Here is a 23,187-nt window from a genome sequence, read left to right as displayed (position 1 = left end):
GGTCCCGGCCGCGCGGCGGGGACGCCGGCGGGACGGTGCCGGGCCGCGCGCCGGCCGGGGAGACGACCGGGGCCCAGGTACCGGCGCCGGCCGGGCCACCACCGGGACCGCCGCCGGCTCCGCTGCCGCCCGCCGGTCCGGCGCGCTCGGCGCATCCGGGCGAGAGCGGTGAGGTCGCGGCGGCCCGGCAGGCCGGCGGCGACCGGCTGCGGTTCATCGGTGCGGCGACCCGGCGGATCGCCCGCGGTATCGACCTCGACGAGATCGTGCTGGGGCTGTGCCGGGCGACGGTACCGACCTTCGCCGACGCGATCCTGGTGTATCTGCGCGATCCGCTGCCGGTGGGCGACGAGCGGCCCACCGGGCCGGTGGTGCTGCGGCTGCGCCGCACCGACCGGATCCCGGAGGAGCCGGACACCAACGGCGGGCGGCTGCCGGTGCTGCCCGCGCAGCCCGATCTGGGCCCGGCGATGGGCGGCAGCGCCGCGGAGCTGGCCGAGGTGCGGCCCGGCGGTCCGCTGGCGGAGGTGCTGCGGGGCGTCCGGCCGCTGTTCGGCGAGGCGCAGGCGGCCCGGACCGCGCTGCCCGAGCTGCTGGGGCCGGATCCGCGGCTGCCCGGCGGCCACCGGGTGATCCTGGCGCCGCTGCGCGGCCGGCGGCGGGTGATCGGTGCGGCGGTGTTCCTGCGCCGGCCGGACCGGCCGGCGTTCGAGCCGGACGACCTGCTGGTCGCGGCCCAGCTGGCGACGCACACCGCGCTGGGCGTGGACAAGGCGGTGCTGTACGGCCGGGAGGCGTACATCGCCGATGCGCTGCAGCGCACGATGCTGCCGGACTCGCTGCCGCAGCCGACCGGGGTGCGGCTGGCCAGCCGTTATCTGCCGGCCGCCGAGACGGCCCGGGTGGGTGGTGACTGGTACGACGCGATCCCGCTGCCGGGCAGCCGGGTGGCGCTGGTGGTCGGTGACGTCATGGGGCGTTCGATGACCTCGGCGGCGATCATGGGCCAGCTGCGCACCACCGCGCAGACCCTGGCCGGGCTAGATCTGCCGCCGCAGGAGGTGCTGCACCACCTCGACGAGCAGGCCCAGCGGCTGGGTTCGGACCGCATGGCGACGTGCCTGTACGCGGTGTACGACCCGGTCGCGCACCGGATCACGATCGCCAACGCGGGTCATCCGCCGCCGCTGATGCTGCACCGCGGCGGGCGCGCCGAGGTGCTGCGGGTGCCGCCGGGTGCGCCGATCGGCGTCGGCGGGGTGGACTTCGAGGCGGTGGAGCTGGACGCCCCGGCGGGGGCCACGCTCGTGCTCTATACCGACGGTCTGGTGGAGTCGCGGATCCGGGACGTGTGGACCGGCATCGAGCAGCTGCGGGAGCGGCTGGCGGAGACGGCCCGGCTGACGGGTCCGCATCCGCCGCCGCTGGAGCCGCTGTGCGACGAGGTGCTGGACATGCTCGGGCCGGGCGACCGGGACGACGACATCGCGCTGCTGGCGGCCCGGTTCGACGGGATCGCGCCGAGCGACGTCGCGTACTGGTACCTGGATCCGAAGGCGCAGACCGCCGGGCAGGCCCGCCGGCTGGCCCGCCGGGCGCTGGCGCGCTGGGGTCTGGACGACCTCACCGATCAGCTGGAGCTGCTGGTCAGTGAGGTGGTGACGAACGCGGTGCGGTACGCGGAGCGGCCGATCACGCTGCGGCTGCTGCGCACGGACGTGCTGCGCTGCGAGGTCGGGGACGACGTGCCGCAGCTGCCGCGGCTGCGGCAGGCCCGGCCGTCGGACGAGGGCGGGCGGGGGCTCTACCTCGTCAACCGGATGGCCCGGCGCTGGGGCGCGACCCGGCTGAGCATGGGCAAGGTGGTCTGGTTCGAGCTGAGCATGCCGCCGGGGACGCCGCGCCGCTGACCCGGCCGGGCGCAGACCCGCACGGCGACAGCGCGGCCCCCCCCGGTTCGGCGGGGGCCGCGCTGTGGTCGTTCCGGACGGCTGCCGGCGTCAGTTGAAGCCGGGGAAGCTGTTGGCGCCCTTGCTGCCGCCGTTGCCGGTGCCGCCGGTTCCGCCGTCGGCGCCGCTGGTGGTGCCGGTGGTGTCACCGCCGTCCACGCCGCCGTCCGGCGGGGAGGCCGTGTCGCTCGGGGTGGTCGGGCTGCTCGGGCGGCCGCTCGGGGTGTGCGACGGGCGGCCGGACGGGGAGGACGGGGTGCTGCTGGGCGTGTTGCTCGGGGTGCCGGTCGGCGTCGGGGTCGTCGACGGGGTGACGGTCGGCGTCGGGCTGGTGGTCGGCGGGACCGCGGCGCCCATGTCCGTCTCCAGGTCGAAGTCGCCGCCGGTGCTGCCGCCGAGCGCGTTCTGGGTGTAGTCCGCCCACACCTTGGCCGGGTAGCCGCCGCCGTTGACCCGGCCGCCGCCACCGGCGCCCTTGAGGGTCACCTGGGCGCCGCCGTGGGGGGACTCGCCGAACATGCCGACCGCGGTGACCAGTTTGGGCGTGTAGCCCACGAACCAGGCCGACTTGTCGTCGTCGGAGGTGCCGGTCTTGCCGGCCGCCTTGTAGGCGGTGTTCTTGACGGCCTCCGAGGCGGTGCCGTCGTTGACCACGCCGGTGAGGACGGAGGTCACGGTGTCGGCGGTCCTGCGCTCGAGGACCTGCTGGCCGATCGGGTCCTTGAGCTTCAGCTCGTTCTCCACGCCGTCGACGCTGTGCACGGCCTTGGTGACCATCGTGGGGGTGACCTTGACGCCGTGGTTGTCGAGCGTGGCGTAGGCCCCGGCCATCTGGAGCGGGCTGGCACCCATGGTGCCCAGGGTCATGGCCGGCTTGACGTCCATCCTGGAGCCGTCCATGCCGAGGCTGACCGCGGTCTTCTTGACGTTGTCCAGGCCGACGTCCGCGCCCATCTGCGCGAAGACCGCGTTGACGGAGTTGTTGGTGGCGGTCTGGACGGTGATCTTGTCGTAGTCCCGCTCGTCCTCGTTGGGCGGCGCGAAGGGGATGGTGCCGCCGACGACCGGACGGCGGTTGTGGCCGTCGTAGATCGCGTTCGGGGTGATCTGCACGCCGTCCTGGGTGACCGCGTGGTTCTGCATCGCCGAGGCGAGGATCAGCGGCTTGAAGGTGGAGGCCGCCTGGTAGTCGGAGCGGGTCGCGTTGTTGCGGTAGTGCTTCGGGTAGCCGGCACCGCCGTACATCGCGACGACATGACCGGTCTTGGGGTCCACGGAGGCGGCGCCGAGCTGGACGTCGGCGTCGACCTTGCGCTTGTCGGGGTTGAGGTCGGCGGTGAGCTTGCGCTGGACGGACTTCTCCAGCGCCTTCTGCCTCTTGGGGTCGATGCCGAGGGTGACGGTCCAGCCGCCGGCGTCGAACTGCTTCGGGTCGACGCCCTGGGCGAAGAGCTCCTGCTTGGCCGCTTCGAGGATGTAGGCCTTCTGGCCGGTCACACCGGGCATCGGCTTGGGCGGCTTGGGCTTCTCGAAACGCTGCCGGGCGCGCTCGTCGGACGAGAGCCAGTGCATCTCGACCATGTTGTTGAGCGTGTACGCCCAGCGCTGCTTGACCAGCTTCTGGCCGGTGGGGGTGGCGTTCTGCCAGTCGTACTGGCTCGGCGCCTGGAGCAGCGAGGCGAGGTAGGCGCCCTGCGAGACGGTCAGCTTGTCGGCGTCCTTGCGGTAGTACGCCTGGGCGGCGGCCTGGATGCCGTAGGCGCCGCGGCCGTAGTAGCTGGTGTTGAGATAGCCCTCGAGGATCTGGCTCTTGGACATCTTGTCGTCCACCTTGAGCGAGATGACGATCTCCTGCAGCTTGCGGCTGACCGTCTGCTCGTCGCTCAGGTAGTAGTTCTTGACGTACTGCTGGGTGATCGTCGAGCCGCCCTGCTTGCCGTGCCCCATCAGCGTGTTGAGGATGCCGCGGGCGGTGCCCCACAGGTCGACGCCGGAGTCGTGGTAGAAGCTCTTGTTCTCCGCGGCGACGAAGGCGTGCTGCACCTTCGTGTTGATCTGACTGAGGCTGATGGCCTCGCGGTTGAGCTTGCCGCCGCGGGCGAAGACGCTGCCGTCGGCGTACTTGAAGACGTTGGCCTGCTTGCCCGAGTCCTCATTGCCCTTGGCGGGAATGTCCACGTACAGGTACAGCCCGATGAAGGCGGCCATGCCCAGCAGGCACACCCCGAGGAACGTCCCGAGGATCTTCTTCCAGGTGAAGAGGCGGCGTATGCCGGACTTCTTCTGCTTCGTTCTGGCCCGGCGAGCGCTCCCCTGTCGCGCCCGTCTCGCTTCCGCTCGGCCCATCGCTTCGACAACTCCAGTCGTTCCGCCCCCAGCTAACTCAGCTGTTGAAGCTAACACCGCATCTGTCAACAAATACTCATCGATCACGGCTTTCCCCGACGTGACAAAGAGCACTGGGCCGGACGGAACCAGGGGGTGGGTTTTCTGCGTCGCCCGGCGCTCACCTGCACACTTGTCGTAAATCGGGCTCGGCACGGGGACTGGACGACCCGGCCGCCCGTCCGTTAAAGTGCTATCACTTTGCTAGACCAGCGAAATCATCGAATGCGGCGGACATCACGCGCCACATCGGGAGAAACGGGGATCACCATGTCCGAGACGCCAACGGCCGACCACCTCACCGGCCCCACCTCAGGCCCCGCTGCCACCTCCGGCGACGACCTCGCGGTGAGCGCGCCCGAGATGCCCCGCCCGCAGATCCGCGAGGTCAGGGCGCACAGCATCGCGGGCGGGCTGGCCCTGCTGCTGACCGTGCTCGGCGTGGCCCTGGGCGTCGGCGCGATCGCCGTCGGCGGCTTCCTCGCCGACGGCGGCAACAAGGCGGCCGGCGTACCGCTGATCCTGGCCGGCGGCGTGATCCTGCTCGGCTCCCTCTTCTGCATGACCGGCGTGAAGATGGTCGCCCCCGGCGAGGCCCGGGTCATCCAGCTCTTCGGGCGGTACGTCGGCACCATCCGCACCGACGGCCTGCGTTGGGTCAACCCGCTGACCACCGCGCGCAGCATCTCCACCCGGGTGCGCAACCACGAGACCGCGGTCCTGAAGGTCAACGACGCCTACGGCAACCCGATCGAGCTGGCCTCGGTCGTGGTCTGGCAGGTCGAGGACACCGCCCAGGCGCTGTTCGAGGTCGACGACTTCCTGGAGTTCGTCGCCACCCAGGCCGAGGCGGCGGTCCGGCACATCGCGATCGAGTACCCCTACGATGCCCACGACGAGGACGCCCTGTCGCTGCGCGGCAACGCCGAGGAGATCACCGAGAAGCTCGCCCTGGAGCTGACCGCGCGGGTCCAGGCGGCCGGCGTGCGGATCATCGAGGCCCGCTTCAGCCACCTCGCCTACGCCCCGGAGATCGCCTCAGCGATGCTCCAGCGCCAGCAGGCCGGCGCGATGGTCGCGGCCCGCCAGCACATCGTCGAGGGCGCGGTCGGCATGGTGGAGCAGGCACTGGCACGGATCAGTGAGCAGGGCATCGTCGAACTGGACGAGGAACGGAAGGCCGCCATGGTCAGCAATCTGATGGTGGTGCTGTGCGGCGACCGGGCCGCCCAGCCGGTACTGAACACGGGCTCGCTGTACCAGTGAGCACCGGAAAGCCGGAGGGGTCCGGCGCCGAAGGTGGACGGACCCCCGCGCGACGGCCGCAGCAGCGCAAGCAGGTGCTGCTGCGGCTGGACCCGTTGATCCATGACGCGCTGGCCCGCTGGGCGGACGACGAACTGCGCAGCGCCAACGCGCAGATCGAGTTCCTGCTCCGCAAGGCGCTGTCCGAGGCGGGGCGGCTGCCCCGGGGCGCGGGGGCGATCCCGCGCCGGGGCCGCCCGCCGAAGAAGCCGGCCGACGAGTAGCGCCGCCCGCCCGCCACGGTCGGCCGCTGCGCCTATACACCACGGGTATACACAGCCGTTACACCCCCGGGTAGGGTGGTCGGCATGTCAATCGGTCATACGCTGCTGGGCCTTCTGGAGTCCGGCCCCCGCCACGGCTACGACCTCAAGCGGGCCTTCGACGCGCACTTCGGCCAGGACCGCCCGCTGCACTACGGGCAGGTCTACGCCACGATGTCCCGGCTGCTGAAGAACGGCCTGGTCGAGGTGGACGCCGTGGAGCCCGGCGCCGGCCCGGAGCGCAAGCGGTACGCGATCACCGACGCCGGCGTCACCGATGTCGCACAGTGGCTGGCCCGCCCGGAGAAGCCCGAGCCGTACCTGCAGTCGACGCTCTACACCAAGACCGTCCTGGCCCTGCTGACCGACCGCGACGCCGCCGAACTCCTCGACGCCCAGCGCGCCGAGCACCTGCGGATGATGCGCGGACTGACCGAGCGCAAGCGCACCGGCGACCTCGCCGACCAGCTGATCTGCGACCACGCGCTGTTCCATCTGGAGGCCGATCTGCGCTGGCTGGAGCTGACCGCCGCCCGGCTCGACAAGTTGGCGGAAGCGGTCCGGGCATGACGCCCGAGGGATCCCTGCTCGCCGCCGAGGGGCTGCACAAGACCTACGGCCGCACACCGGCCCTCGCCGGCGCGGACTTCTCGATCCACCCCGGTGAGGTCGTCGCCGTGATGGGCCCCTCCGGCTCCGGCAAGTCGACCCTGCTGCACTGCCTGGCCGGGATCGTCACCCCCGACTCCGGCACGGTCCGCTACGGCCCGCACACCCTCACCGACCTGTCCGACGCCCGGCGCAGCGCCCTGCGCCGTACCGACTTCGGCTTCGTCTTCCAATTCGGCCGGCTGGTACCGGAGTTGACCTGCCTGGAGAACGTCGCCCTGCCGCTGCGGCTGAACGGCACCAGGCGCAAGGAGGCCGAACGCCGGGCCGGTGAGTGGCTGGAGCGCCTGGAGGTGGAAGCCGTCGCCGCCGACCGGCCCGGCGAGATCTCCGGCGGACAGGGCCAGCGGGTCGCGGTCGCCCGTGCGCTCGTCACCCGGCCCCGGGTGATCTTCGCCGACGAACCCACCGGCGCACTGGACTCCCTCAACGGCGAGCGGGTGCTGACCCTGCTGACCGACGCCGCGCGGAACACCCACGCCGCCGTCGTCCTGGTCACCCACGAGGCCCGGGTGGCCGCGTACTCCGACCGGGAGATCGTCGTCCGCGACGGCACGGTGAAGGACATGCTGGCGGGCTTGAGATGAGCCTGCCGCGCTCCCGTACCGGCAGCTGCGGCGCGGGCAGTGGCGGCCGCGACCCGTTCGGTGCCGCCCGGTCCGGCCCCGGCGCCTGGGCCCGCGACCTCGCGATGGGCATGCGGTTCGCGGCCGGGGGCGGCCGCGAGGGCTGGATCCGTACCGCCCTGACCGCCGCCGGGGTCGCCCTGGGCGTGGCCGTCCTGCTGCTCGGCGCCTCCGTCCCGCACCTGATGGACGCCTGGCACGGCCGCGAGAAGGCCCGCGAGAACCTCGGCCAGCAGCACCCGCCCCGGCCCTCCGACACCACCCTGCGCTACGCCTCCGCCGACACCACCTTCCACGGCACCCCAATCCGCGGCCGGCTGGTCCGCCCCGACGGCACGCACCCGCCGGTCCCGCCCGGCATCGACCACCTCCCCGGCCCGGGCCGGATGCTGGTCTCCCCCGCCCTGAAGGACCTGCTCGACTCCCCCGGCGGCGCCCTGTTGCGCGACCGCCTGCCGTACGAGATCGCCGGCACCATCGGCGACGCCGGGCTGCTCGGCCCGAAGGAGCTCACCTACGTCGCGCGGAGCGCCACCCTGGCCGCGCCCGACGGCTACCGCATCGACCGCTTCGGCAAGGACTGGGAGCCGCGGCCGATGAGCGCCCCGGCCGTGCTGCTGGTGATCATGACGTGTGTGGCGCTGATGACGCCGGTGATGGTCTTCATCGGGACGTCGGTGCGGTTCGGCAACGAGCGCCGCGAGGGGCGGCTGGCGGCGCTGCGGCTGGTCGGCGCCGATGTCCGCACGACCCGCCGGATCGCCTCCGGCGAGGCGCTGTTCGGCGCGCTGCTCGGGGTGGCCGGCGGCGCCGCGCTGTTCCTGGCGGCCCGCGGGCTGGCCCCGCTGATCACGCTGTGGGACATCAACGTCTTCCCCGCCGACATCACCCCCGGCCCGCTCGCCGCCGCCCTGATCACGCTGCTGGTCCCGGCCACCGCGGTCCTGGTCACCCTCCTCGCCCAGCGGTCGGTCACCGTCGATCCGCTCGGTGTGGTCCACCACCGCCGACCGGTCCGCCGCCGGCTGCTGTGGCGGACGGCGCTGCCCGCCGTCGGTGCCCTGCTGCTGGTCCCGCTGTCCTGGGAGGGGCCGTGGACCGACAGCCCGCTGAACACCGTCCGCCTCGCGGCCGGCGCGATGCTGCTGCTGCTCGGCGTCACCGCACTGCTGCCCTGGCTGGTGGACGCGGTGGTCGGCCGGCTGCACGGCGGGCCCGTCTCCTGGCAACTGGCCGTCCGCCGCCTGCAGTTGAGCAGCGGCTCGGCCACCCGGGCGGTCAGCGGGATCACCGTCGCGGTGGCCGGTGCGATCGCCATCCACATGCTGATGACCGGGATGCAGGCCGGGTACGCCGCGGCCTACGCGGAGTCCGGCAAGCTGCCGCGGATCAGCCTGTGGAGCAACGCCAAGGACTGGTCCACGGCCGAGCGGGCGCTCACCGCGCTGCGCGCCACCCCTGGCGTGACGCGCGCCCGCGGCATCGTCGACGGCCTCGCCGGCCCGCTCCCCGCCGGCCGCGCGCCGGCTCCCGACACCCACCTCACCACCCTGGCCCTCGGCAGCTGCGCCGAACTGCGCCGGCTCGCCCACCTGCCCTCCTGCCGGGACGGCGAGGTCTTCCTCACCTCCAACTCCCCGGACCGCGACCCCGCGCTGGTGCCCGGGGCCCGGCTCGACCTCAACCCGCCGATCGTCCAGGGCGACCGGTCCGACCCGCACCCGTGGACGGTCCCCCGGCCCGCCCGCACCGCCCGGCTGCTCTCCCCCGGCCACGGCCCCAACCTGGCCTCCTACGACCTGCTGGCCACCCCGTCCGCGCTCGACCCGGGCCGGCTCGCCGGCGCCGGTCTGGAGCTCCAGGTGGACTTCGACCGCTCCGTCCCCGACGCGGTGGAGCACATCCGCACCACCGCGTTCCGGCTCGACCCGACGATGAACGAGTCGTCCACGGTCGACAACCCGCACGACGGCCAGTACGCAAGCGTCCGCAACGCCCTGTTCGCCGGCGCCGTGGTCACCCTGCTGCTGATCGGCGCGGGCCTGGTCATCACCACCGTCGAGCAACTCCACGAGCGCCGCCGCCTGCTCTCCACCCTCGACGCCCACGGCACCCGCCGCGCCACCCTCGCCCGGTCCCTCCTCTGGCAGACCGCCCTCCCCGTCCTCCTCGGCCTGATCCTCGCCCTGACCTGCGGACTCTCCCTCGGCGCCCTGCTCCTCACCATGATCGACACCGCGGTGACCGTCGACTGGCCGGTCATCCTCGCCATGACCGCCACCGGCGCCGCCGTCATCCTCTTCGTCACCGCCCTGAGCCTGCCGCCACTGTGGCGCATGATGCGGCCGGAGGGCCTGCGAACGGAGTGAGGCGGGGCGGTGTGCTCGAACGGGTGAACGCTGTCGTACGAGACGTGCGCGGCTGCTCCTGCCTACGATGATGACCTCGGCACCAGCCAACGGGAGGCATGCATGTCCGCAGCAGCTGTCGAGGGTCCCTACGCGCACGGCCGCGAGCCTCTGACGCTCCTCGAACAGGCCGACCAGCTCATGAAGCAGCTCCCTGGCCACCGCGTAGAGATCCTCGGAGGCGTCCTCACCGTGACCCCACCCCCTGACCCTGCCCACGCAAAGGGGCTCTCCCGCCTCCGGCGTCCCTTCGTCGCAGCCGGGCTGGACGGCGGCCGAACGGAGGTGCTGGAGGGTCTCGGCCTGTGGCTGCCGGACGGCCCGGAGAATTTCGCCATTCCCGACCTCTCCGTGGTGGACGCCGACTTTGAGGATCACGTCATCGAGTACGGGTGCTGCGACCCGGCGGTCTTCCGAATGGTGCTCGAGGTCACGTCCGCGAATTACGCCAACGACCTGCGCACGAAGGTGGCCGCCTACGGCGCGGCGAGGGTCCCGGTGTACGTGATCGTCGACCGCAGGCACGAACGTCTGCACGTCCTCACCGAGCCGATGGTCGACGGCTATGCCGTGCACCGCATCCATATGGCCGACGAGAAGGTGACCCTGCCGAAGTCAATCGGCGCCGAAGTCACTCTGGACGTGGGGCAAGTCCTGGACGACGCCCGGCCGCGGGCTCCCCGCCCCTGACCCTCACCCCTGCGCGATCCGCACCGGCAGTCCCCGCAGTGCCTGGCGCAGGGCCTGGGCGAACTGCTCGAATTCCTCCTGGCGGGCCGCGCCCGCGCGCATGGCCAGGGCGATCCGGCGGGACGGGGCCGGGTCGGCGAAGTAGCCGGTGGTGAGCTGGTCGTTGCGGCCGGTCTCGACGCGGAGGGCGGTGCGCGGCAGCAGGGTCACGCCCAGTCCGCCGGCCACCAGCTGGACCAGGGTGGAGAGGCCCGCCGCGCTCGTCGTCACGGGGGTGTTCTCGTCGCGGCCGGCCTCCCGGCAGATGTCCAGGGCCTGGTCGCGCAGGCAGTGACCCTCGTCGAGCAACAGCAGGTCGAGTTCCTGGAGCGCCCCGCGGGGGATGTCGGCGCGGCCGCCGAGCCAGTGGTCCTTGGGGGCGACGAGCACGAAGTCCTCGTCGAAGAGCGGGAGTTCGGTGACCTGGGGGACGCCGAGCGGGACCGCGAGGAGGAGCAGGTCGAGGCGCCCGTGCGCCAGGCCGTCCAGGAGGGACGCGGTCTGTTCCTCGTGGACCTGGAGGTCCAGGTCGGGGTAGGTGTCGTGGACCAGGCGGAGCACGGCCGGGAGGAGGTACGGCGCCACGGTCGGGATGACGCCGAGCCGCAGGACGCCGGTGAACGGCGCGCGGGCCGCCTCGGCCTCCTCCATCAGGTCGGCGACGGCCTCCAGGACCGTACGGGCCCGGGCCGCCACCCGCTCCCCCGCGGGCGACAGCAGCACCTTGCGCGTCGTACGCTCCAGCAGCTGCACCCCGAGGGCCTCCTCCAGCGCGGAGACCGCACCGGACAGCGCGGGCTGGCTCATGCCGATCTCGGCCGCCGCCTCGCGGAAATGCAGATGTTCGGCCACCGCCGCGAACGCCCGCAGCTGGGCCAGGCTGGGCTGGCGGGGCCGGCCGCCCTGGTTGGCTGGTGAAGCCACTGATAACCACCTCCGATCAACGGGAACCAGTCTAGCTATTTCACTGATCAATGCCCCCTGTGGCACTGTGAGTTCCGTCCAAGCCTCAAGGAAAGACCCTAAAAGGGACTTTCTACGCAACAAGGAGAGCGCGTGCTCACTGTCGGTGACAAGTTCCCCGAGTTCGACCTGACTGCCTGTGTCTCGCTGGAGAAGGGCAACGAATTCGAGCAGATCAACCACAAGACCTACGAGGGCAAGTGGAAGATCGTCTTCGCGTGGCCCAAGGACTTCACCTTCGTGTGCCCGACCGAGATCGCCGCGTTCGGCAAGCTGAACGAGGAGTTCGCCGACCGTGACGCGCAGATCCTCGGCTTCTCCGGCGACTCCGAGTTCGTGCACCACGCCTGGCGCAAGGACCACCCGGACCTGACCGACCTGCCCTTCCCGATGCTGGCCGACTCGAAGCACGAGCTCATGCGTGACCTCGGCATCGAGGGCGAGGACGGCTTCGCGCAGCGCGCCGTCTTCATCGTCGACCCGAACAACGAGATCCAGTTCACGATGGTGACCGCCGGCTCCGTCGGCCGTAACCCCAAGGAGGTCCTGCGGGTCCTCGACGCCCTCCAGACGGACGAGCTGTGCCCGTGCAACTGGAGCAAGGGCGAGGACACCCTGGACCCGGTCGCGCTGCTGGCCGGTGAGTGAGACCCATGGCCCTCGATGACCTGAAGTCCGCGGTCCCGGACTACGCCAAGGACCTCAAGCTGAACCTCGGTTCGGTGATCGGCAACAGCGACCTGCCGCAGCAGCAGCTGTGGGGCACGGTCCTGGCCTGCGCGATCGCCACCCGCTCGCCGAAGGTGCTGCGCGAGCTGGAGCCCGACGCGAAGGCGAACCTCTCCGCCGAGGCGTACACCGCCGCCAAGTCGGCCGCCGCCATCATGGCGATGAACAACGTCTTCTACCGGACCCGGCACCTGCTGTCGGACCCGGAGTACGGCAACCTGCGCGCCGGCCTGCGGATGAACGTCATCGGCAACCCGGGCGTCGACAAGGTCGACTTCGAGCTGTGGTCGCTGGCCGTCTCGGCCATCAACGGCTGCGGCATGTGCCTGGACTCGCACGAGCAGGTGCTGCGCAAGGCCGGTGTGGAGCGCGAGACGATCCAGGAGGCGGTCAAGATCGCCGCCGTCCTGCAGGCCGTCGGCGCCACCCTGGACGCCGAGGCCGCACTCGCCGAGTGACCCGGTAGCCGTACGGCGCCCGAACGCGCGGAACCCCGCGGACGCTTCGTCGTCCGCGGGGTTCTCGTTTTGTTCGGGTGTTACTCCTGGTCTTCGTCGCCGCCGTCCCGGGTCCGCCGGACCGGCGGCGGGGTCGGCGCCACCCCGAGCGCGGTGGCGCCGCGCGGGGCCACCGACATCCGCAGCGCCTGCTCCCGTGAGTATGAACGCAGATACCCGACGACCGTGTTGGTGACCGCCACCAGGGGCACGGCGACCACCGCGCCGCCGATCCCGGCGATCAGCCCGCCGGCCGCGACCGAGAGGATCACCGCGAGCGGGTGCACCCGGACCGCCCGGCCCAGGATGAACGGCTGCAGCACATGGCCCTCGATCTGCTGCACGGCCAGCACCACCGCCAGCACCATCAGCGCCGTGAACACGCCCTGGGTGACCAGCGCGACCACGCACGCCAGCGCGCCCGAGACCACCGCGCCGACCAGCGGGATGAAGGCGAACAGGAAGATGAAGACGGCGAGCGGGACGGCCAGCGGCACATTGAGGAAGTACAGCCCGATGCCGATGAAGATGGCGTCGATGAGCGCCACGATGACCGTGCCGCGCACGTAGGCGGTCAGGGTCCGCCAGGCCCGCGGCCCGGCGCCCGCCACTCCCTCGCGGGCCGCGCCCGGGACGAGCTTGAGCACCCATTCCCAGATCCGCCGCCCGTCGTAGAGCAGGAAGAGGGTGGTGAACATCGCCAGCAGGATGCCGGTGAAGACCTCCAGGACGACGGTGACGCCCTCCAGACCGGCCGAGGTGATCGCCTCGGTGTTGGCGCCGATGGCGTCCTGCAGGTTCTTGGCGATGCTGTTGATCTGACCCTCGGTCACATGGAACGGGCTCTTCAGCAGCCAGTCCTTGAGCTCGCTGATGCCCTCCTGGATGCGGCTGGAGACCGAGTCGATGTTGTCCTGGACCTGCCACACCACGAACCAGCCGACCAGGCCCATGACCACGAAGCCGCCGATGAAGGTCAGTGCGGTGGCCGGCCCGCGCGGCAGCCCGCGCCGCCGCAGCCAGCCGACCGTCGGCTGGAGCATCGCGGTGATCAGCATCGCCGCGATGAAGGACAGCACGACCAGCTGGATACTGGTGATCACTTGCGCCAGCACCCAGAGCGTGGCGGCCAGCACCAGCAGCCGCCAGCCGGCCTCCGCGGCGACCCGTACGCCCCACGGCACGGCGTCGACCGGATCGGGACGGGCCGCCACGGCCGGCGCGTACGAGGGCGGCGCGGGGACCGAGTCCGGAACCCGCGGGACGGCCGGCGGCGCACCGTCCGCGGCCGCCCCCGGATGCGGTACGCCGTCCCCGGCCTCCGGCAGCTGGGTACGGGGCACGGCGAGCGTGGCCACCGGCCCGTCCGGCACCGTCGCGTCGGCCACCGGCCCGGCGGGCACCGGCGGCACCGGGCGGTCGGCACGCCTCAGCTCGTCGGGGTCACCGGCCGCCGCAGCGGCCTCCGCGCGGCGGCGCTGTTCCTCCAGCCGCTGCGAGAGCCGCGTCAGACCGGCGCCGAGGCCACCGACCCACTGAGGCAATCTGGACATCTGCCTTCCTCTTCCCCTCCCGTGCGCCACGTTGACGGGCACGACGTTACCCGGGCGCGACGCACGAAACCCCCGACGCGGTGCGTTCGGGGGTTTCGAGAGGTGCTGTGTGCGGCCGACGGGCCTAGTACCAGCTGTTGGCCTGCCAGAACGACCAGGCGCCGCAGGGGCTGCCGTAGCGGTCGTTCATGTAGTTCAGGCCCCACTTGATCTGGGTTGCCGGGTTTGTCTGCCAGTCGGAGCCCGCGGAGGACATCTTCGAGCCGGGCAGTGCCTGGACGAGGCCGTAGGCGCCGGAAGAGGCGTTGGTGGCCTTGTAGTTCCAGCCGGACTCGTGGTCCACGATGTTGCTGAAGCACTGGAACTGGTCGCCGGCCATCATCTGGCGTGCGATGGCCTGCGTCTCGGCGATGGTGTACGAGCTCTTGCCCACCAGGTCGCCCAGGTCCGCGCGGGAGGAGGAGCGGGACGCGGCCTGCTCCTTCTTCTTGCGCGCCTCGGCTTCCTTCTTGGCCTGCTCCTCCGCGGCATCCTTCTTGCTCTGCGCGGTCTCCGCGGCAGCCTTGCGCGCAGCCTCCTGCGCAGACTTGAGGGCTGCCGTGTCCGCCTGGGTGGACTGGTCGTCCGCCTGCTGCGTCAGGGAAGCCGTCTGCACCTGGGCCTGGGCGCCTGCGGGGATGTCAGCGATGGTCGTCGCGTCGGCAGCGGTGGCCTCGGCGTTGACCGTGGCGGGCTGCCCTGCAGCGACGCCGACGACGGCGCCGACGGTGGTGACCGCGGTGGCGGAGGCCACGGCGAATCCCCGGACCGAGATCCGGCTCACACGTTTTCCTTCCAGCATCGCCCGCTTAGGTGACCTCGCGGACGCAATCGTGCCCCTGGCGCTGACCTCCCCTTGTTCCGGGCCCTAGTTGAGCGGGCGGGACCGGCTGGTCACGGGAGGCACTGGCCCGGTACGTCCCCCTCGGGGTCCGCGTGGTGCTCGGGCGGCATACGGCGACTCACTATGAAGTTCGGTTGTTCTGCACCGCTGGGGGTGCGGATGCCGTATGCGGGGCCTGACAGGACCCAGACTCTGCCCGAACGACACACCGGGAATCAATTCCCGGCCGGGTGTGAAAGCTCACACCTCGTTTACCCCAGAGTATTTTCGGATATCGGCGCGCAGCAGAACGCCGCCCGGCTAAGCTCCTTCGCTTCGCCGGGCGGCGCCGCTTCACAGCGGGTCAGATCCGGACAACTGGCCTGATCCAAGCGGTTGTCCAGGTCTGATGGGTCAGACCCTGCCGTCCTCCAGCATTTCGGTCACGAGTGCCGCAATCGGCGACCGTTCCGAGCGGTTCAGGGTGACATGGGCGAAAAGCGGATGTCCTTTCAGCTTCTCGACGACCGCGACCACTCCGTCGTAGCGCCCGACCCGGAGGTTGTCCCGCTGGGCGACGTCATGGGTGAGTACCACCCGGGAGTTGGCCCCGATACGGGACAGAACCGTCAAAAGGACATTGCGCTCCAGGGACTGGGCCTCGTCCACGATGACGAACGCGTCGTGCAGCGACCGCCCGCGGATGTGGGTCAGCGGCAGCACCTCCAACATGCCGCGGCCGACCACCTCTTCGATGACGTCCTTGGTGGTCACCGCGGACAGCGTGTCGAAGACGGCCTGCGCCCAGGGGCTCATCTTCTCCGCCTCGCTGCCCGGCAGATAGCCCAGCTCCTGCCCGCCGACCGCGTACAGCGGGCGGAACACCATCACCTTGCGGTGCTGCCGGCGCTCCAGTACCGCCTCCAGGCCCGCGCACAGCGCCAGCGCCGACTTGCCCGTACCGGCCCGCCCGCCCATCGACACGATGCCGACGTCCGGGTCGAGCAGCAGGTCCAGCGCGATCCGCTGTTCGGCGCTGCGGCCGTGGATGCCGAACGCCTCCCGGTCGCCCCGGACCAGCCGGACCGTGCCGTCCGCGGTGACCCGCCCGAGCGCCTTGCCGCGCTCGGACTGCAGCACCAGGCCCGTGTGCACCGGCAGCTCCGCGGCCTCCGGCACGTACGCGGTCTCCGCGGAGAACAGGTCGTCGACCTGGTCGGCGGGGACGGTCACCTCGGCCATCCCGGTCCAGCCGGAGTCGGTGATGGCCAGCTCGGCGCGGTACTCCTCGGCCAGCAGGCCCACCGAGGACGCCTTGATGCGCATCGGCAGGTCCTTGGAGACGACCGTGACGTCGAACCCCTCGGCCTGGAGGTTGCGCGCGACGGCGAGGATCCGCGAGTCGTTGTCACCCAGCCGGCTGTGCCCGTTGATGAAGCCCGGGGGCAGGATGCCGGTGTCGGAGTGGTTCAGTTCGACCCGGAGTGTCCCGCCGAGCTCGCCGATGGGGATGGGCGAGTCCAGCCGCCCGTACTGCACCCGGAATTCGTCCAGCCGGCGCAGCGCCTGCCGGGCGAAGTAGCCGAGCTCGGGATGGTGTCGCTTGGCCTCCAGTTCCGTGACCACCACGACCGGCAGCACGACCTCGTGCTCGTCGAAGCGGGCCATGGCGCCTGGATCGGCCAGCAGCACACTGGTGTCGAGGACATAAGTGCGCCGGTCGTTGTCACGGCGCTGCTTGCTGTTCACCACGGGTGGACGAACCCCCTCGGATGAGGTTGGGGTGCGACGGCGTCGCGGGGCGGTGTGCTCCCGGGGACGGGGTACGCCCAGCGGCTGCTGGGCAGCGTCCTCGGGACCCCCGGCCATCTCATGACCGGACCGGGCTCAGGCCACGATGCGTGGGCCGAGCGCCGGCCCCTCGCGTCGCCCGTGCGGTGCGCACGGATCTCCGTGATGTGCAAAGGGCCTCCCGGGCGGACGGCACCGTGCCGTCCGCTGAGATGCGGCGCCCGATGGCTTGTTCCGGACGCCGACCTGGATGGGATATTCCCTCGAACCCGCGTGGCCATGCCACGGCATATGACGCACGGTCGATGAACCTTGGGTTACGCGTCGATCTCTCCCGCGGCCGGCCGTCGCGGGGCCTGGCGCTGGGCCGGCCGGGTGGTTCCGGCCGGAGGCGACGTCAGAAAAGCCCCCGCCGGGGCCCGTTCGGGGCCGGCGGGGGCTTCACACGAGGACGCCGCTGCCTGCTAGAAGCCGTAGCGGCGGTGCCGGGCCGCGTAGTCGCGCAGTGCGCGCAGGAAGTCGACCTTCCGGAACGCCGGCCAGAAGACCTCGCAGAAGTAGTACTCCGAATGGGCGCTCTGCCAGAGCATGAAGCCCGAGAGCCGCTGCTCACCGCTGGTGCGGATCACCAGGTCCGGGTCGGGCTGGCCGCGGGTGTAGAGGTGCTCCGAGATCAGGTCGATGTCGACGATCTCGGCCAGTTCCTCGAAGGAGGTGCCGCGCTCGGCGTGGTCCAGCAGCAGCGAGCGCACCGCGTCCGCGATCTCCTGCCGGCCTCCGTAGCCGACCGCGACGTTGACCAGGATGCCCTTGTTGTCGAGGGTGGCCGCCTCGGCCTCCTTGAGGACCTTCTGGGTGGCCTCGGGCAGCAGGTCGCGGTTGCCGACGTGGTGCACCCGCCAGCGGCCGTCGGCGGCCAGGTCCCGCACGGTGTTCTCGATGATGCCGAGCAGCGGCTTCAGCTCGTCCTCGGGCCGGTCGAGGTTGTCCGTCGACAGCAGCCAGAGCGTGACGACCTCCACATCGGTCTCCGCGCACCAGCCGAGCAGCTCGTCGATCTTGGCCGCGCCGGCCTGGTGGCCCTGCTCGGTCGTCCGCCCGTCGGCCCGCGCCCAGCGCCGGTTGCCGTCGAGGATGACGCCGATGTGCTTGGGCACCTGGGTGTGATCCAGGCGACCCTCCACCCGCCGCGCGTAAAGCCGGTAAACCAGATTCCGCAGTGCAGGCGGATACGGGATGCGCATCCCGGAAGATCGCAGCATGTGTGGTCCAGCCCCTCCGTGCCAATGGCGGTCGCCCCGTCGCCTCAAGTGGGCAACTTTACTTCTCGGCTGTCGAGACAGCCCCATCAGGTAGGTCACAGGTACGTGATAGGGAGATGAGCATGACTGGCACCGACTACCGCGCCGCGGATTCCCGCTACGACTCGATGAAGTACCGGCGAACGGGCCGCAGCGGACTCAAACTCCCCGCTATCTCCCTTGGACTGTGGCACAACTTCGGGGACGACCGCACCCTGAGCTCCCAGCGGGCCATCCTGCGACGCGCCTTCGACCTGGGTGTCACCCACTTCGATCTGGCCAACAACTACGGCCCGCCGCCCGGCTCCGCCGAGCTGAACTTCGGAAAGATCTTCGCGCAGGACTTCCGCGCCTACCGCGACGAGATGATTCTCTCCACGAAGGCCGGATATCTGATGCACCCGGGCCCCTACGGCGAATGGGGTTCACGGAAATATCTCCTCTCGTCGTTGGATGCGTCACTGGAGCGGATGGGTGTCGATTACGTCGATATCTTCTACTCGCACCGCTTCGATCCGGACACCCCGCTGGAAGAGACGATGGGTGCGCTGGCCTCCGCCGTCGCGCAGGGCAAGGCCCTTTATGTCGGGATCTCGTCCTACAACGCCGAGCAGACCCGGGACGCCGCCCGGATACTGCGCGAGATGGGCGTACGGCCGCTGATCCACCAGCCCTCGTACTCGATGATCAACCGCTGGACCGAGGACGACCTGCTGCTGGACACCCTGGAGGACGAGGGCATGGGCTGCATCTCCTTCGCGCCGCTGGCCCAGGGCATGCTCACGGACAAGTACCTCGACGGCATCCCCGAGGGCTCGCGCGCCTCCCAGGGCAAGTCCCTGGACCCGAACCTGCTCTCCGAGGAGGTCGTCCGCCGGCTGCGCGGCCTGAACGACATCGCCGCCCGGCGCGGGCAGTCGCTGGCCCAGCTGGCCCTGGGCTGGGTGCTGCGCGACGAGCGGATGACCTCCGCGCTGATCGGCGCCAGCAGCGTCGCCCAGCTGGAGGCCAATGTCGCGGCCCTGGACGCCCCGGCCCTCACGGACGCCGAGCTCGCCGAGATCGATCAGTTCGCGACGACCACGGACGGGGTCAACATCTGGGCCCGCCGGGGCTGACCGAGGGCCGCCGGGGCACTGCCCGGGCACTGCTTTCCGGCCACTTTCGCAAGCGGCCCGTCCGCCCGCCCACGGACCGCAAAGAAAAGCGGGCCGGTCCGTGGGGGGGATACGGACCGGCCCGAGGGGGGGTTTCCACCATAACCCCGCGGAAGGGGTGCTGTGTGCACCGGCGCGCGCCACGGCGTGGCTCGGGCGCGGCGGCGGGGGTGGAAAGCGGGCCCCGCGCCCCTGCGCCCGCGCGGGCGTACGGGCCCGCAGGCACCCCGGCGGGCGGGGTCAGCGGGCCGCCAGCGCGGCCGGCAACAGAGCACAGAACGCCCCGACGATCATGAAAGGCCCCAGCGGTACGGCGGTTTTCCGGGCGCCGCGCCGGACGATCAGCAGCCCGGCGCCGTAGAGCCCGCCGAGCAGCACCCCGGCCGCGCCGCCGGTGACCAGGGTGCGCCAGCCGTACCACCCAAGGGCGACCCCCAGCCCGAGCGCCAGCTTGACGTCACCCAGCCCGAGGCCCGCGGGGTTGACGAGGTGCAGGAGCAGGTAGCAGGCGGCGAGGACGAGACCGCCCAGGAGGGCCCGCCACCAGGCGCCGGTGTCGCCGGTGAACCGGCCGGCAAGGCCCAGGGCGGCCGCGAGGACCGCGGCCAGCGGCAGGGTCAGCACGTCCGGCAGCCGCCGCACCCGCCGGTCGACGATCACCAGCAGCACCGCGGCCGGCGCCGCCAGCAGCCAGGCGGCGAGTTCCGGCCGGGGTCCGGTGGCCGCGGCCAGGGCCGCGCAGACCAGTGCGGTGACCACCGCCGTCGGCGGCCCGGCGGGCCCGTACGTCCCGCAGGCCGGGCAGCGCCCCGGTCCCAGCCAGCCGCGCGCCGCCCCGGTGATCGGATGTCCCCCCGGGCAGTGTGCGCGCCACTCCTCCTCGGGCTCCACGGCCATCCGGTGGGCGGGTCGCGGTATGAGCAGCCCGGCCGCGGCCCCGTAGGCGGCGGCGAGCACCATCAGCGTCCATGACACGCGTCGACCCTACGGGGGCCTCTCCCCCGGCACGCCGGGAGCTGATAGAACGCGGGGCATGGCGCGTTGGAGGAACGGACCGGGGATGCTCTACGGCGCGGACCGTGCGGTTCCGGTGGAGATCGCGGCCTCCTACCGTGCCCGCGCCCGCGGGCTGTTGGGCCGCGACGGCATCGAGGGGGCGCTGCTGCTGACCCCGGCGAGCGGGGTGCACACCTTCCGGATGCGGTTCGCCATCGATGTGGCCTATCTGGGCCGGGACTTCAGGGTGCTGGCGGTCCGCACCATGCCGCCGGGCCGCCTGGGCCGCCCGCGGCTGCGCGCCCGGCACGTCCTGGAGGCGGCGGCCGGTGCGATGACGGACTGGGGCCTGCGCCCGGGGATGCGGCTGCGCGTCGAGCCGACGCCCGCGCCGGAGGCCGCCGGGCGCTGACCCCGTTCCGGCAGGCCGCGGTCACTGCCGCCAGTCGGCCACCAGCGCCAGCAGCCCGGGGAAGCGCGCCTGGAGGTCGTCCACCCGGACGTGGCTGCGCCGCTCCAGCCCGTACTGCCGCTGCCGGATCAGTCCGGCCTCCCGCAGCGTGCGGAAGTGGTGGGTGAGCGAGGACTTGGGCCGGTCCAGGCCGAACCAGCCGCAGGTGTGGTCGAACTCCTCGGACTCCAGCAGCAGCGTCCGCACGATGTGCATCCGCAGCGGATCGCTCAGCGCGCCCATGACGACCTCCAGCCGCAGCGCGTCCCGCGCCGGTTCCGGCAGCGGTTCGGGCGCCCCGGCGGGCACCGGTCGCTGCGCGCGCTCGATCCAGGCGGGTGTGGTGGACGACATCCGGTACTCCTCCGATGCGGGGCGGTCGGGCGGCAGTTGACGGGCCGATTCGACGCTCCCGGCACGACCCATCTTGCAGTACGACTTGCATCGTACTGCGGTATGGCTGTACGAATCTCTTCGTACTGACTGTACGACTCGATTCGTACAGTCATGGATGAGGAGGGGACACCCATGCCCGGAACACCCACCGCGCAGCGCGGGACCAGGCCCACCGCGAGCCCGGCACCGGCCGCCACCACCGTCGTACCGCCCGTCCGGGAGGTGTGGTTCGCCGCCTGGCCGGTGGTCGCGATCTTCGTGCTGTCGAACGCCGCGATGCCGCTGTACGCGGTCTGGCAGCGCCAACTCGTCTTCAGCTCCGGCACGTTGACGCTGATCTACGCCGCGTACGTGGTCGGACTGCTGGGCGCGCTGCTGGTGGCGGGCGTCGCCTCGGACCGGCTCGGCCGCAAGCCGGTGCTGGTCCCGGCGCTGCTGCTGGCCCTCGTCGCCTGCCTCGTCTACGCCACCGCACCCTCGGTGGCCGCGCTCGCCCTCGCCCGGCTGCTGACCGGCATGGCCACCGGCGCCGCCGTCTCGGCCGGGATGGCAGCGGTCACCGACCTGGCCGCCGGCCGCCGGATCGGCCCGCTGCTGGCCTCCACCGCCATGGTGCTGGGCGCGGGGATCGGCCCCGTACTGGCCGGGGTGCTGTCGGAGACCGCACCCGCGCCGACCGTCACCGTCTTCGTCGTCGAGGGCGTCCTGCTGGTCACGGCGCTGGCGGCGGTGGTCCGGATGCCGCTGCCGCGGCGCGGCGGTACGGCCGGCGGCGCGCCGGGCGCCTGGGTACGGCTGCCCGCCGTGCCGCGCGCCAACCGCCGCCATCTCGCCCTGGGACTGGCCGCGTTCGCGCCGGGCATCAGCGCCACCGCCTTCGTCCTGTCGCTCGGCCCGTCGCTGCTCGCCGGACTGCTCGGTACGACCGACCGGGCGCTGGCCGGCGGGCTGGCGCTGGCGATGTTCCTGTCCGCCACGGGCGTGCAGTTCGCGCTGCGCCGCCCGGCGGTCCGTACCGTCCTGCTGGCGTCCGGCGCGGCCACCGTCACCGGCACGCTCGCCCTGGTCACCGCGATCCACACCGGCACCCTGGCGCCGCTGGTCGTCGCGGTACTGCTGGCCGGCGCGGGCCAGGGCGCGGGCCAGCTGGGCGGGCTGACGCTGCTGAGCCGCGAGGTCCCGGCCGCCCGCCGGGCGGAGGCCAACGCCGCGCTGAACGCCGGCGGTTACCTCCTGGCGGGCGCCCTCCCGGTCGCCGACGGCTACCTCAGCGACGCCATCGGCCTGCCGGCGGCGGCCACCACCTTCGGCATCGCCGTCGCCGCACTGGCCGCGGTGGGTGCGGCGCTGGTGGCCCTACGGGGCGGGGACGCGCGGTAGCGAGCGGGGCGGGGTGGTCCGGGGGCGTAAGGGGGAGGGTACGGTCCGGCCTCCGGCCCGTACCGGCCATCCCCCGCAACCGTCCGCTCAGAACGCGCTCATCGCCGCGTCGGCCACGCCCTCCAGCGCCGCGCGTCCGAGCCCGGCGCGGGCCGAGACCCGGAGCCCGCCGATCGTGGCGATGAGGAGGTGGGCGAGCGTGCCGGCGTCGGTCCGCGCGGTGATGTCGCCGGCCCGTTGGCCCGACTCGATCACCGCCCGGACCGACTCCAGCCGTGCGCCGTAGTCCCGTTCCAGCGTGGCCGCGACCGACGGGTCATGGGCCGACACCTCGATACAGGTGTTGACGACCAGGCAGCCGCGGCCGTCCGCACCGGCCGCGCACTCGTCGTCGATCGTCCGCTGGAGCAGTGCGCGGATCTTCTCCCGGGTCGGCAGCTCACTCTCCAGCAGCGCGCGCATCTCGCCGTTCTTGCGCTCCATGTACCGGGCCAGGGCCCGTTCGAAGAGGTCGTGCTTGCTCTTGAAGGTGTTGTAGATGCTGCTGCGTCCCAGCCCGGTGGCGTCACAGAGGTCCTGGGTGGACGTCGCCTCATAGCCGGTGATCCAGAACGCTTCCATCGCGGCATCGAGCGCCCGGTCCTCGTCGAACTGCCTGGGTCGCGCCATGACAGCAACATAACACCAATTGAATCGCTCGGTCCAATATTGTCCGGACCCTTCCTCCGCGCACGGCGCGGCGCCCCGAGTTGCCGCCCCACGCCCGCGGGTGATCAC

21 protein-coding genes are annotated in these 23,187 nt (G+C 71.9%); 12 read left to right on the top strand and 9 right to left on the bottom strand.

Translation table 11 applies throughout. The annotated features are described in order from the left end of the window. The coding region (locus ACFV1J_RS15810; protein ID WP_385858240.1) for a SpoIIE family protein phosphatase at positions 1–1,910 on the top strand (1,910 nt) is incomplete at its 5' end. A 90-nt stretch (positions 1,911–2,000) separates the two neighbouring features. Here the strand turns inward: ACFV1J_RS15810 and ACFV1J_RS15805 are convergent. Further along, complete coding sequence (locus ACFV1J_RS15805; protein WP_385858238.1) at positions 2,001–4,295, bottom strand: transglycosylase domain-containing protein; 2,295 nt, start codon at positions 4,293–4,295, stop codon at positions 2,001–2,003. Between the two features lie 309 nt (positions 4,296–4,604). On the opposite strand from ACFV1J_RS15805, the gene ACFV1J_RS15800 reads away from it, so the two are divergent. The 6 genes from ACFV1J_RS15800 to ACFV1J_RS15775 all read left to right on the top strand — a co-directional run bounded on the left by ACFV1J_RS15800 (position 4,605) and on the right by ACFV1J_RS15775 (position 10,295). Beyond that, entirely contained in the window at positions 4,605–5,600 is a 996-nt protein-coding gene (locus ACFV1J_RS15800) for an SPFH domain-containing protein (protein WP_385858235.1), read from the top strand. Then, entirely contained in the window at positions 5,597–5,863 is a 267-nt protein-coding gene (locus ACFV1J_RS15795; RefSeq protein WP_385858233.1) for a hypothetical protein, read from the top strand. The genes ACFV1J_RS15800 and ACFV1J_RS15795 overlap by 4 nt, the downstream gene beginning before the upstream one ends. Positions 5,864–5,947: 84 nt before the next feature. Continuing rightward, the gene (locus ACFV1J_RS15790) at positions 5,948–6,472 is read left to right on the top strand and encodes a PadR family transcriptional regulator (RefSeq protein ID WP_385858231.1); all 525 of its coding nucleotides are present in this window, start codon (positions 5,948–5,950) and stop codon (positions 6,470–6,472) included. Further along, positions 6,469–7,158, top strand: a complete 690-nt coding sequence (locus ACFV1J_RS15785; RefSeq protein ID WP_385858229.1) for an ABC transporter ATP-binding protein — start codon at positions 6,469–6,471, stop codon at positions 7,156–7,158. The genes ACFV1J_RS15790 and ACFV1J_RS15785 overlap by 4 nt, the downstream gene beginning before the upstream one ends. Then, positions 7,155–9,566 carry an ABC transporter permease gene (locus ACFV1J_RS15780; RefSeq protein ID WP_385858227.1) on the top strand — a complete coding sequence of 804 codons (2,412 nt, stop codon included), beginning with the start codon at positions 7,155–7,157 and terminating at the stop codon, positions 9,564–9,566. The genes ACFV1J_RS15785 and ACFV1J_RS15780 overlap by 4 nt, the downstream gene beginning before the upstream one ends. Before the next feature lie 102 nt (positions 9,567–9,668). After that, positions 9,669–10,295 (top strand): Uma2 family endonuclease, encoded by a 627-nt coding sequence (locus tag ACFV1J_RS15775; protein WP_385858225.1) that lies wholly within the window; start codon positions 9,669–9,671, stop codon positions 10,293–10,295. A 3-nt stretch (positions 10,296–10,298) separates the two neighbouring features. On the opposite strand, the gene ACFV1J_RS15770 is transcribed toward ACFV1J_RS15775, so the two are convergent. After that, complete coding sequence (locus ACFV1J_RS15770; protein ID WP_385858223.1) at positions 10,299–11,258, bottom strand: LysR substrate-binding domain-containing protein; 960 nt, start codon at positions 11,256–11,258, stop codon at positions 10,299–10,301. Between the two features lie 132 nt (positions 11,259–11,390). Between ACFV1J_RS15770 and ACFV1J_RS15765 the strand changes: the two genes are divergently transcribed. Both ACFV1J_RS15765 and ACFV1J_RS15760 read left to right on the top strand, forming a co-directional pair. Next, a complete protein-coding gene (locus ACFV1J_RS15765; protein WP_385858221.1) occupies positions 11,391–11,945 on the top strand; it encodes a peroxiredoxin in 555 nt (184 codons plus the stop codon). A 5-nt stretch (positions 11,946–11,950) separates the two neighbouring features. Continuing rightward, positions 11,951–12,484: an alkyl hydroperoxide reductase gene (locus ACFV1J_RS15760; protein ID WP_385858219.1), complete on the top strand. Its 534-nt coding sequence runs from the start codon at positions 11,951–11,953 to the stop codon at positions 12,482–12,484. 80 nt (positions 12,485–12,564) lie between these two features. Here the strand turns inward: ACFV1J_RS15760 and ACFV1J_RS15755 are convergent, their stop codons facing one another. From ACFV1J_RS15755 to ACFV1J_RS15740, 4 genes are all read right to left on the bottom strand, one after another. Beyond that, a complete protein-coding gene (locus ACFV1J_RS15755) occupies positions 12,565–14,076 on the bottom strand; it encodes an AI-2E family transporter (RefSeq protein ID WP_385858217.1) in 1,512 nt (503 codons plus the stop codon). A gap of 124 nt (positions 14,077–14,200) precedes the next feature. Beyond that, positions 14,201–14,899, bottom strand: a complete 699-nt coding sequence (locus tag ACFV1J_RS15750) for a transglycosylase SLT domain-containing protein (RefSeq protein ID WP_385858214.1) — start codon at positions 14,897–14,899, stop codon at positions 14,201–14,203. A gap of 453 nt (positions 14,900–15,352) precedes the next feature. Continuing rightward, complete coding sequence (locus ACFV1J_RS15745) at positions 15,353–16,690, bottom strand: PhoH family protein (RefSeq protein WP_385858211.1); 1,338 nt, start codon at positions 16,688–16,690, stop codon at positions 15,353–15,355. A 503-nt stretch (positions 16,691–17,193) separates the two neighbouring features. Next, the gene (locus ACFV1J_RS15740) at positions 17,194–17,973 is read right to left on the bottom strand and encodes an isoprenyl transferase (RefSeq protein ID WP_385858273.1); all 780 of its coding nucleotides are present in this window, start codon (positions 17,971–17,973) and stop codon (positions 17,194–17,196) included. A 140-nt stretch (positions 17,974–18,113) separates the two neighbouring features. On the opposite strand from ACFV1J_RS15740, the gene mgrA reads away from it, so the two are divergent. Next, complete coding sequence (mgrA, locus tag ACFV1J_RS15735) at positions 18,114–19,148, top strand: L-glyceraldehyde 3-phosphate reductase (protein ID WP_385858208.1); 1,035 nt, start codon at positions 18,114–18,116, stop codon at positions 19,146–19,148. A gap of 279 nt (positions 19,149–19,427) precedes the next feature. Here the strand turns inward: mgrA and ACFV1J_RS15730 are convergent, their stop codons facing one another. Then, positions 19,428–20,162 carry a prepilin peptidase gene (locus ACFV1J_RS15730; protein WP_385858206.1) on the bottom strand — a complete coding sequence of 245 codons (735 nt, stop codon included), beginning with the start codon at positions 20,160–20,162 and terminating at the stop codon, positions 19,428–19,430. Between the two features lie 58 nt (positions 20,163–20,220). Here ACFV1J_RS15730 and ACFV1J_RS15725 point away from each other — a divergent pair, with 58 nt between their 5' ends. Next, positions 20,221–20,595: a DUF192 domain-containing protein gene (locus ACFV1J_RS15725; protein ID WP_385858204.1), complete on the top strand. Its 375-nt coding sequence runs from the start codon at positions 20,221–20,223 to the stop codon at positions 20,593–20,595. A 21-nt stretch (positions 20,596–20,616) separates the two neighbouring features. Here the strand turns inward: ACFV1J_RS15725 and ACFV1J_RS15720 are convergent, their stop codons facing one another. After that, positions 20,617–20,988 (bottom strand): ArsR/SmtB family transcription factor, encoded by a 372-nt coding sequence (locus ACFV1J_RS15720; RefSeq protein WP_385858201.1) that lies wholly within the window; start codon positions 20,986–20,988, stop codon positions 20,617–20,619. A 174-nt stretch (positions 20,989–21,162) separates the two neighbouring features. Here ACFV1J_RS15720 and ACFV1J_RS15715 point away from each other — a divergent pair, with 174 nt between their 5' ends. Then, positions 21,163–22,410 carry an MFS transporter gene (locus tag ACFV1J_RS15715; protein ID WP_385858199.1) on the top strand — a complete coding sequence of 416 codons (1,248 nt, stop codon included), beginning with the start codon at positions 21,163–21,165 and terminating at the stop codon, positions 22,408–22,410. 87 nt (positions 22,411–22,497) lie between these two features. Here ACFV1J_RS15715 and ACFV1J_RS15710 read toward each other — a convergent pair whose 3' ends face one another. Continuing rightward, positions 22,498–23,079 carry a TetR/AcrR family transcriptional regulator gene (locus ACFV1J_RS15710; protein WP_385858197.1) on the bottom strand — a complete coding sequence of 194 codons (582 nt, stop codon included), beginning with the start codon at positions 23,077–23,079 and terminating at the stop codon, positions 22,498–22,500. Positions 23,080–23,187 lie beyond the last annotated feature (108 nt).

It is taken from the genome of Streptomyces sp. NPDC059649 (assembly GCF_042734445.1).
Lineage (GTDB): Bacteria > Actinomycetota > Actinomycetes > Streptomycetales > Streptomycetaceae > Streptomyces.
This window is presented reverse-complemented; position numbering and strand designations above follow the sequence as displayed.

What these genes read in the sequence shown, in the direction of transcription:
- ACFV1J_RS15805 (WP_385858238.1), bottom strand. Translation starts at nt 4,295, where the DNA reads ATGGGCCGAGCGGAAGCGAGACGGGCGCGACAGGGGAGCGCTCGCCGG.
- ACFV1J_RS15800 (WP_385858235.1), top strand. Translation starts at nt 4,605, where the DNA reads ATGTCCGAGACGCCAACGGCCGACCACCTCACCGGCCCCACCTCAGGC.
- ACFV1J_RS15790 (WP_385858231.1), top strand. Translation starts at nt 5,948, where the DNA reads ATGTCAATCGGTCATACGCTGCTGGGCCTTCTGGAGTCCGGCCCCCGC.
- ACFV1J_RS15785 (WP_385858229.1), top strand. Translation starts at nt 6,469, where the DNA reads ATGACGCCCGAGGGATCCCTGCTCGCCGCCGAGGGGCTGCACAAGACC.
- ACFV1J_RS15780 (WP_385858227.1), top strand. Translation starts at nt 7,155, where the DNA reads ATGAGCCTGCCGCGCTCCCGTACCGGCAGCTGCGGCGCGGGCAGTGGC.
- ACFV1J_RS15775 (WP_385858225.1), top strand. Translation starts at nt 9,669, where the DNA reads ATGTCCGCAGCAGCTGTCGAGGGTCCCTACGCGCACGGCCGCGAGCCT.
- ACFV1J_RS15760 (WP_385858219.1), top strand. Translation starts at nt 11,951, where the DNA reads ATGGCCCTCGATGACCTGAAGTCCGCGGTCCCGGACTACGCCAAGGAC.
- ACFV1J_RS15755 (WP_385858217.1), bottom strand. Translation starts at nt 14,076, where the DNA reads ATGTCCAGATTGCCTCAGTGGGTCGGTGGCCTCGGCGCCGGTCTGACG.
- ACFV1J_RS15740 (WP_385858273.1), bottom strand. Translation starts at nt 17,973, where the DNA reads ATGCGCATCCCGTATCCGCCTGCACTGCGGAATCTGGTTTACCGGCTT.
- mgrA (WP_385858208.1), top strand. Translation starts at nt 18,114, where the DNA reads ATGACTGGCACCGACTACCGCGCCGCGGATTCCCGCTACGACTCGATG.
- ACFV1J_RS15725 (WP_385858204.1), top strand. Translation starts at nt 20,221, where the DNA reads ATGGCGCGTTGGAGGAACGGACCGGGGATGCTCTACGGCGCGGACCGT.
- ACFV1J_RS15720 (WP_385858201.1), bottom strand. Translation starts at nt 20,988, where the DNA reads ATGTCGTCCACCACACCCGCCTGGATCGAGCGCGCGCAGCGACCGGTG.
- ACFV1J_RS15715 (WP_385858199.1), top strand. Translation starts at nt 21,163, where the DNA reads ATGCCCGGAACACCCACCGCGCAGCGCGGGACCAGGCCCACCGCGAGC.
- ACFV1J_RS15710 (WP_385858197.1), bottom strand. Translation starts at nt 23,079, where the DNA reads ATGGCGCGACCCAGGCAGTTCGACGAGGACCGGGCGCTCGATGCCGCG.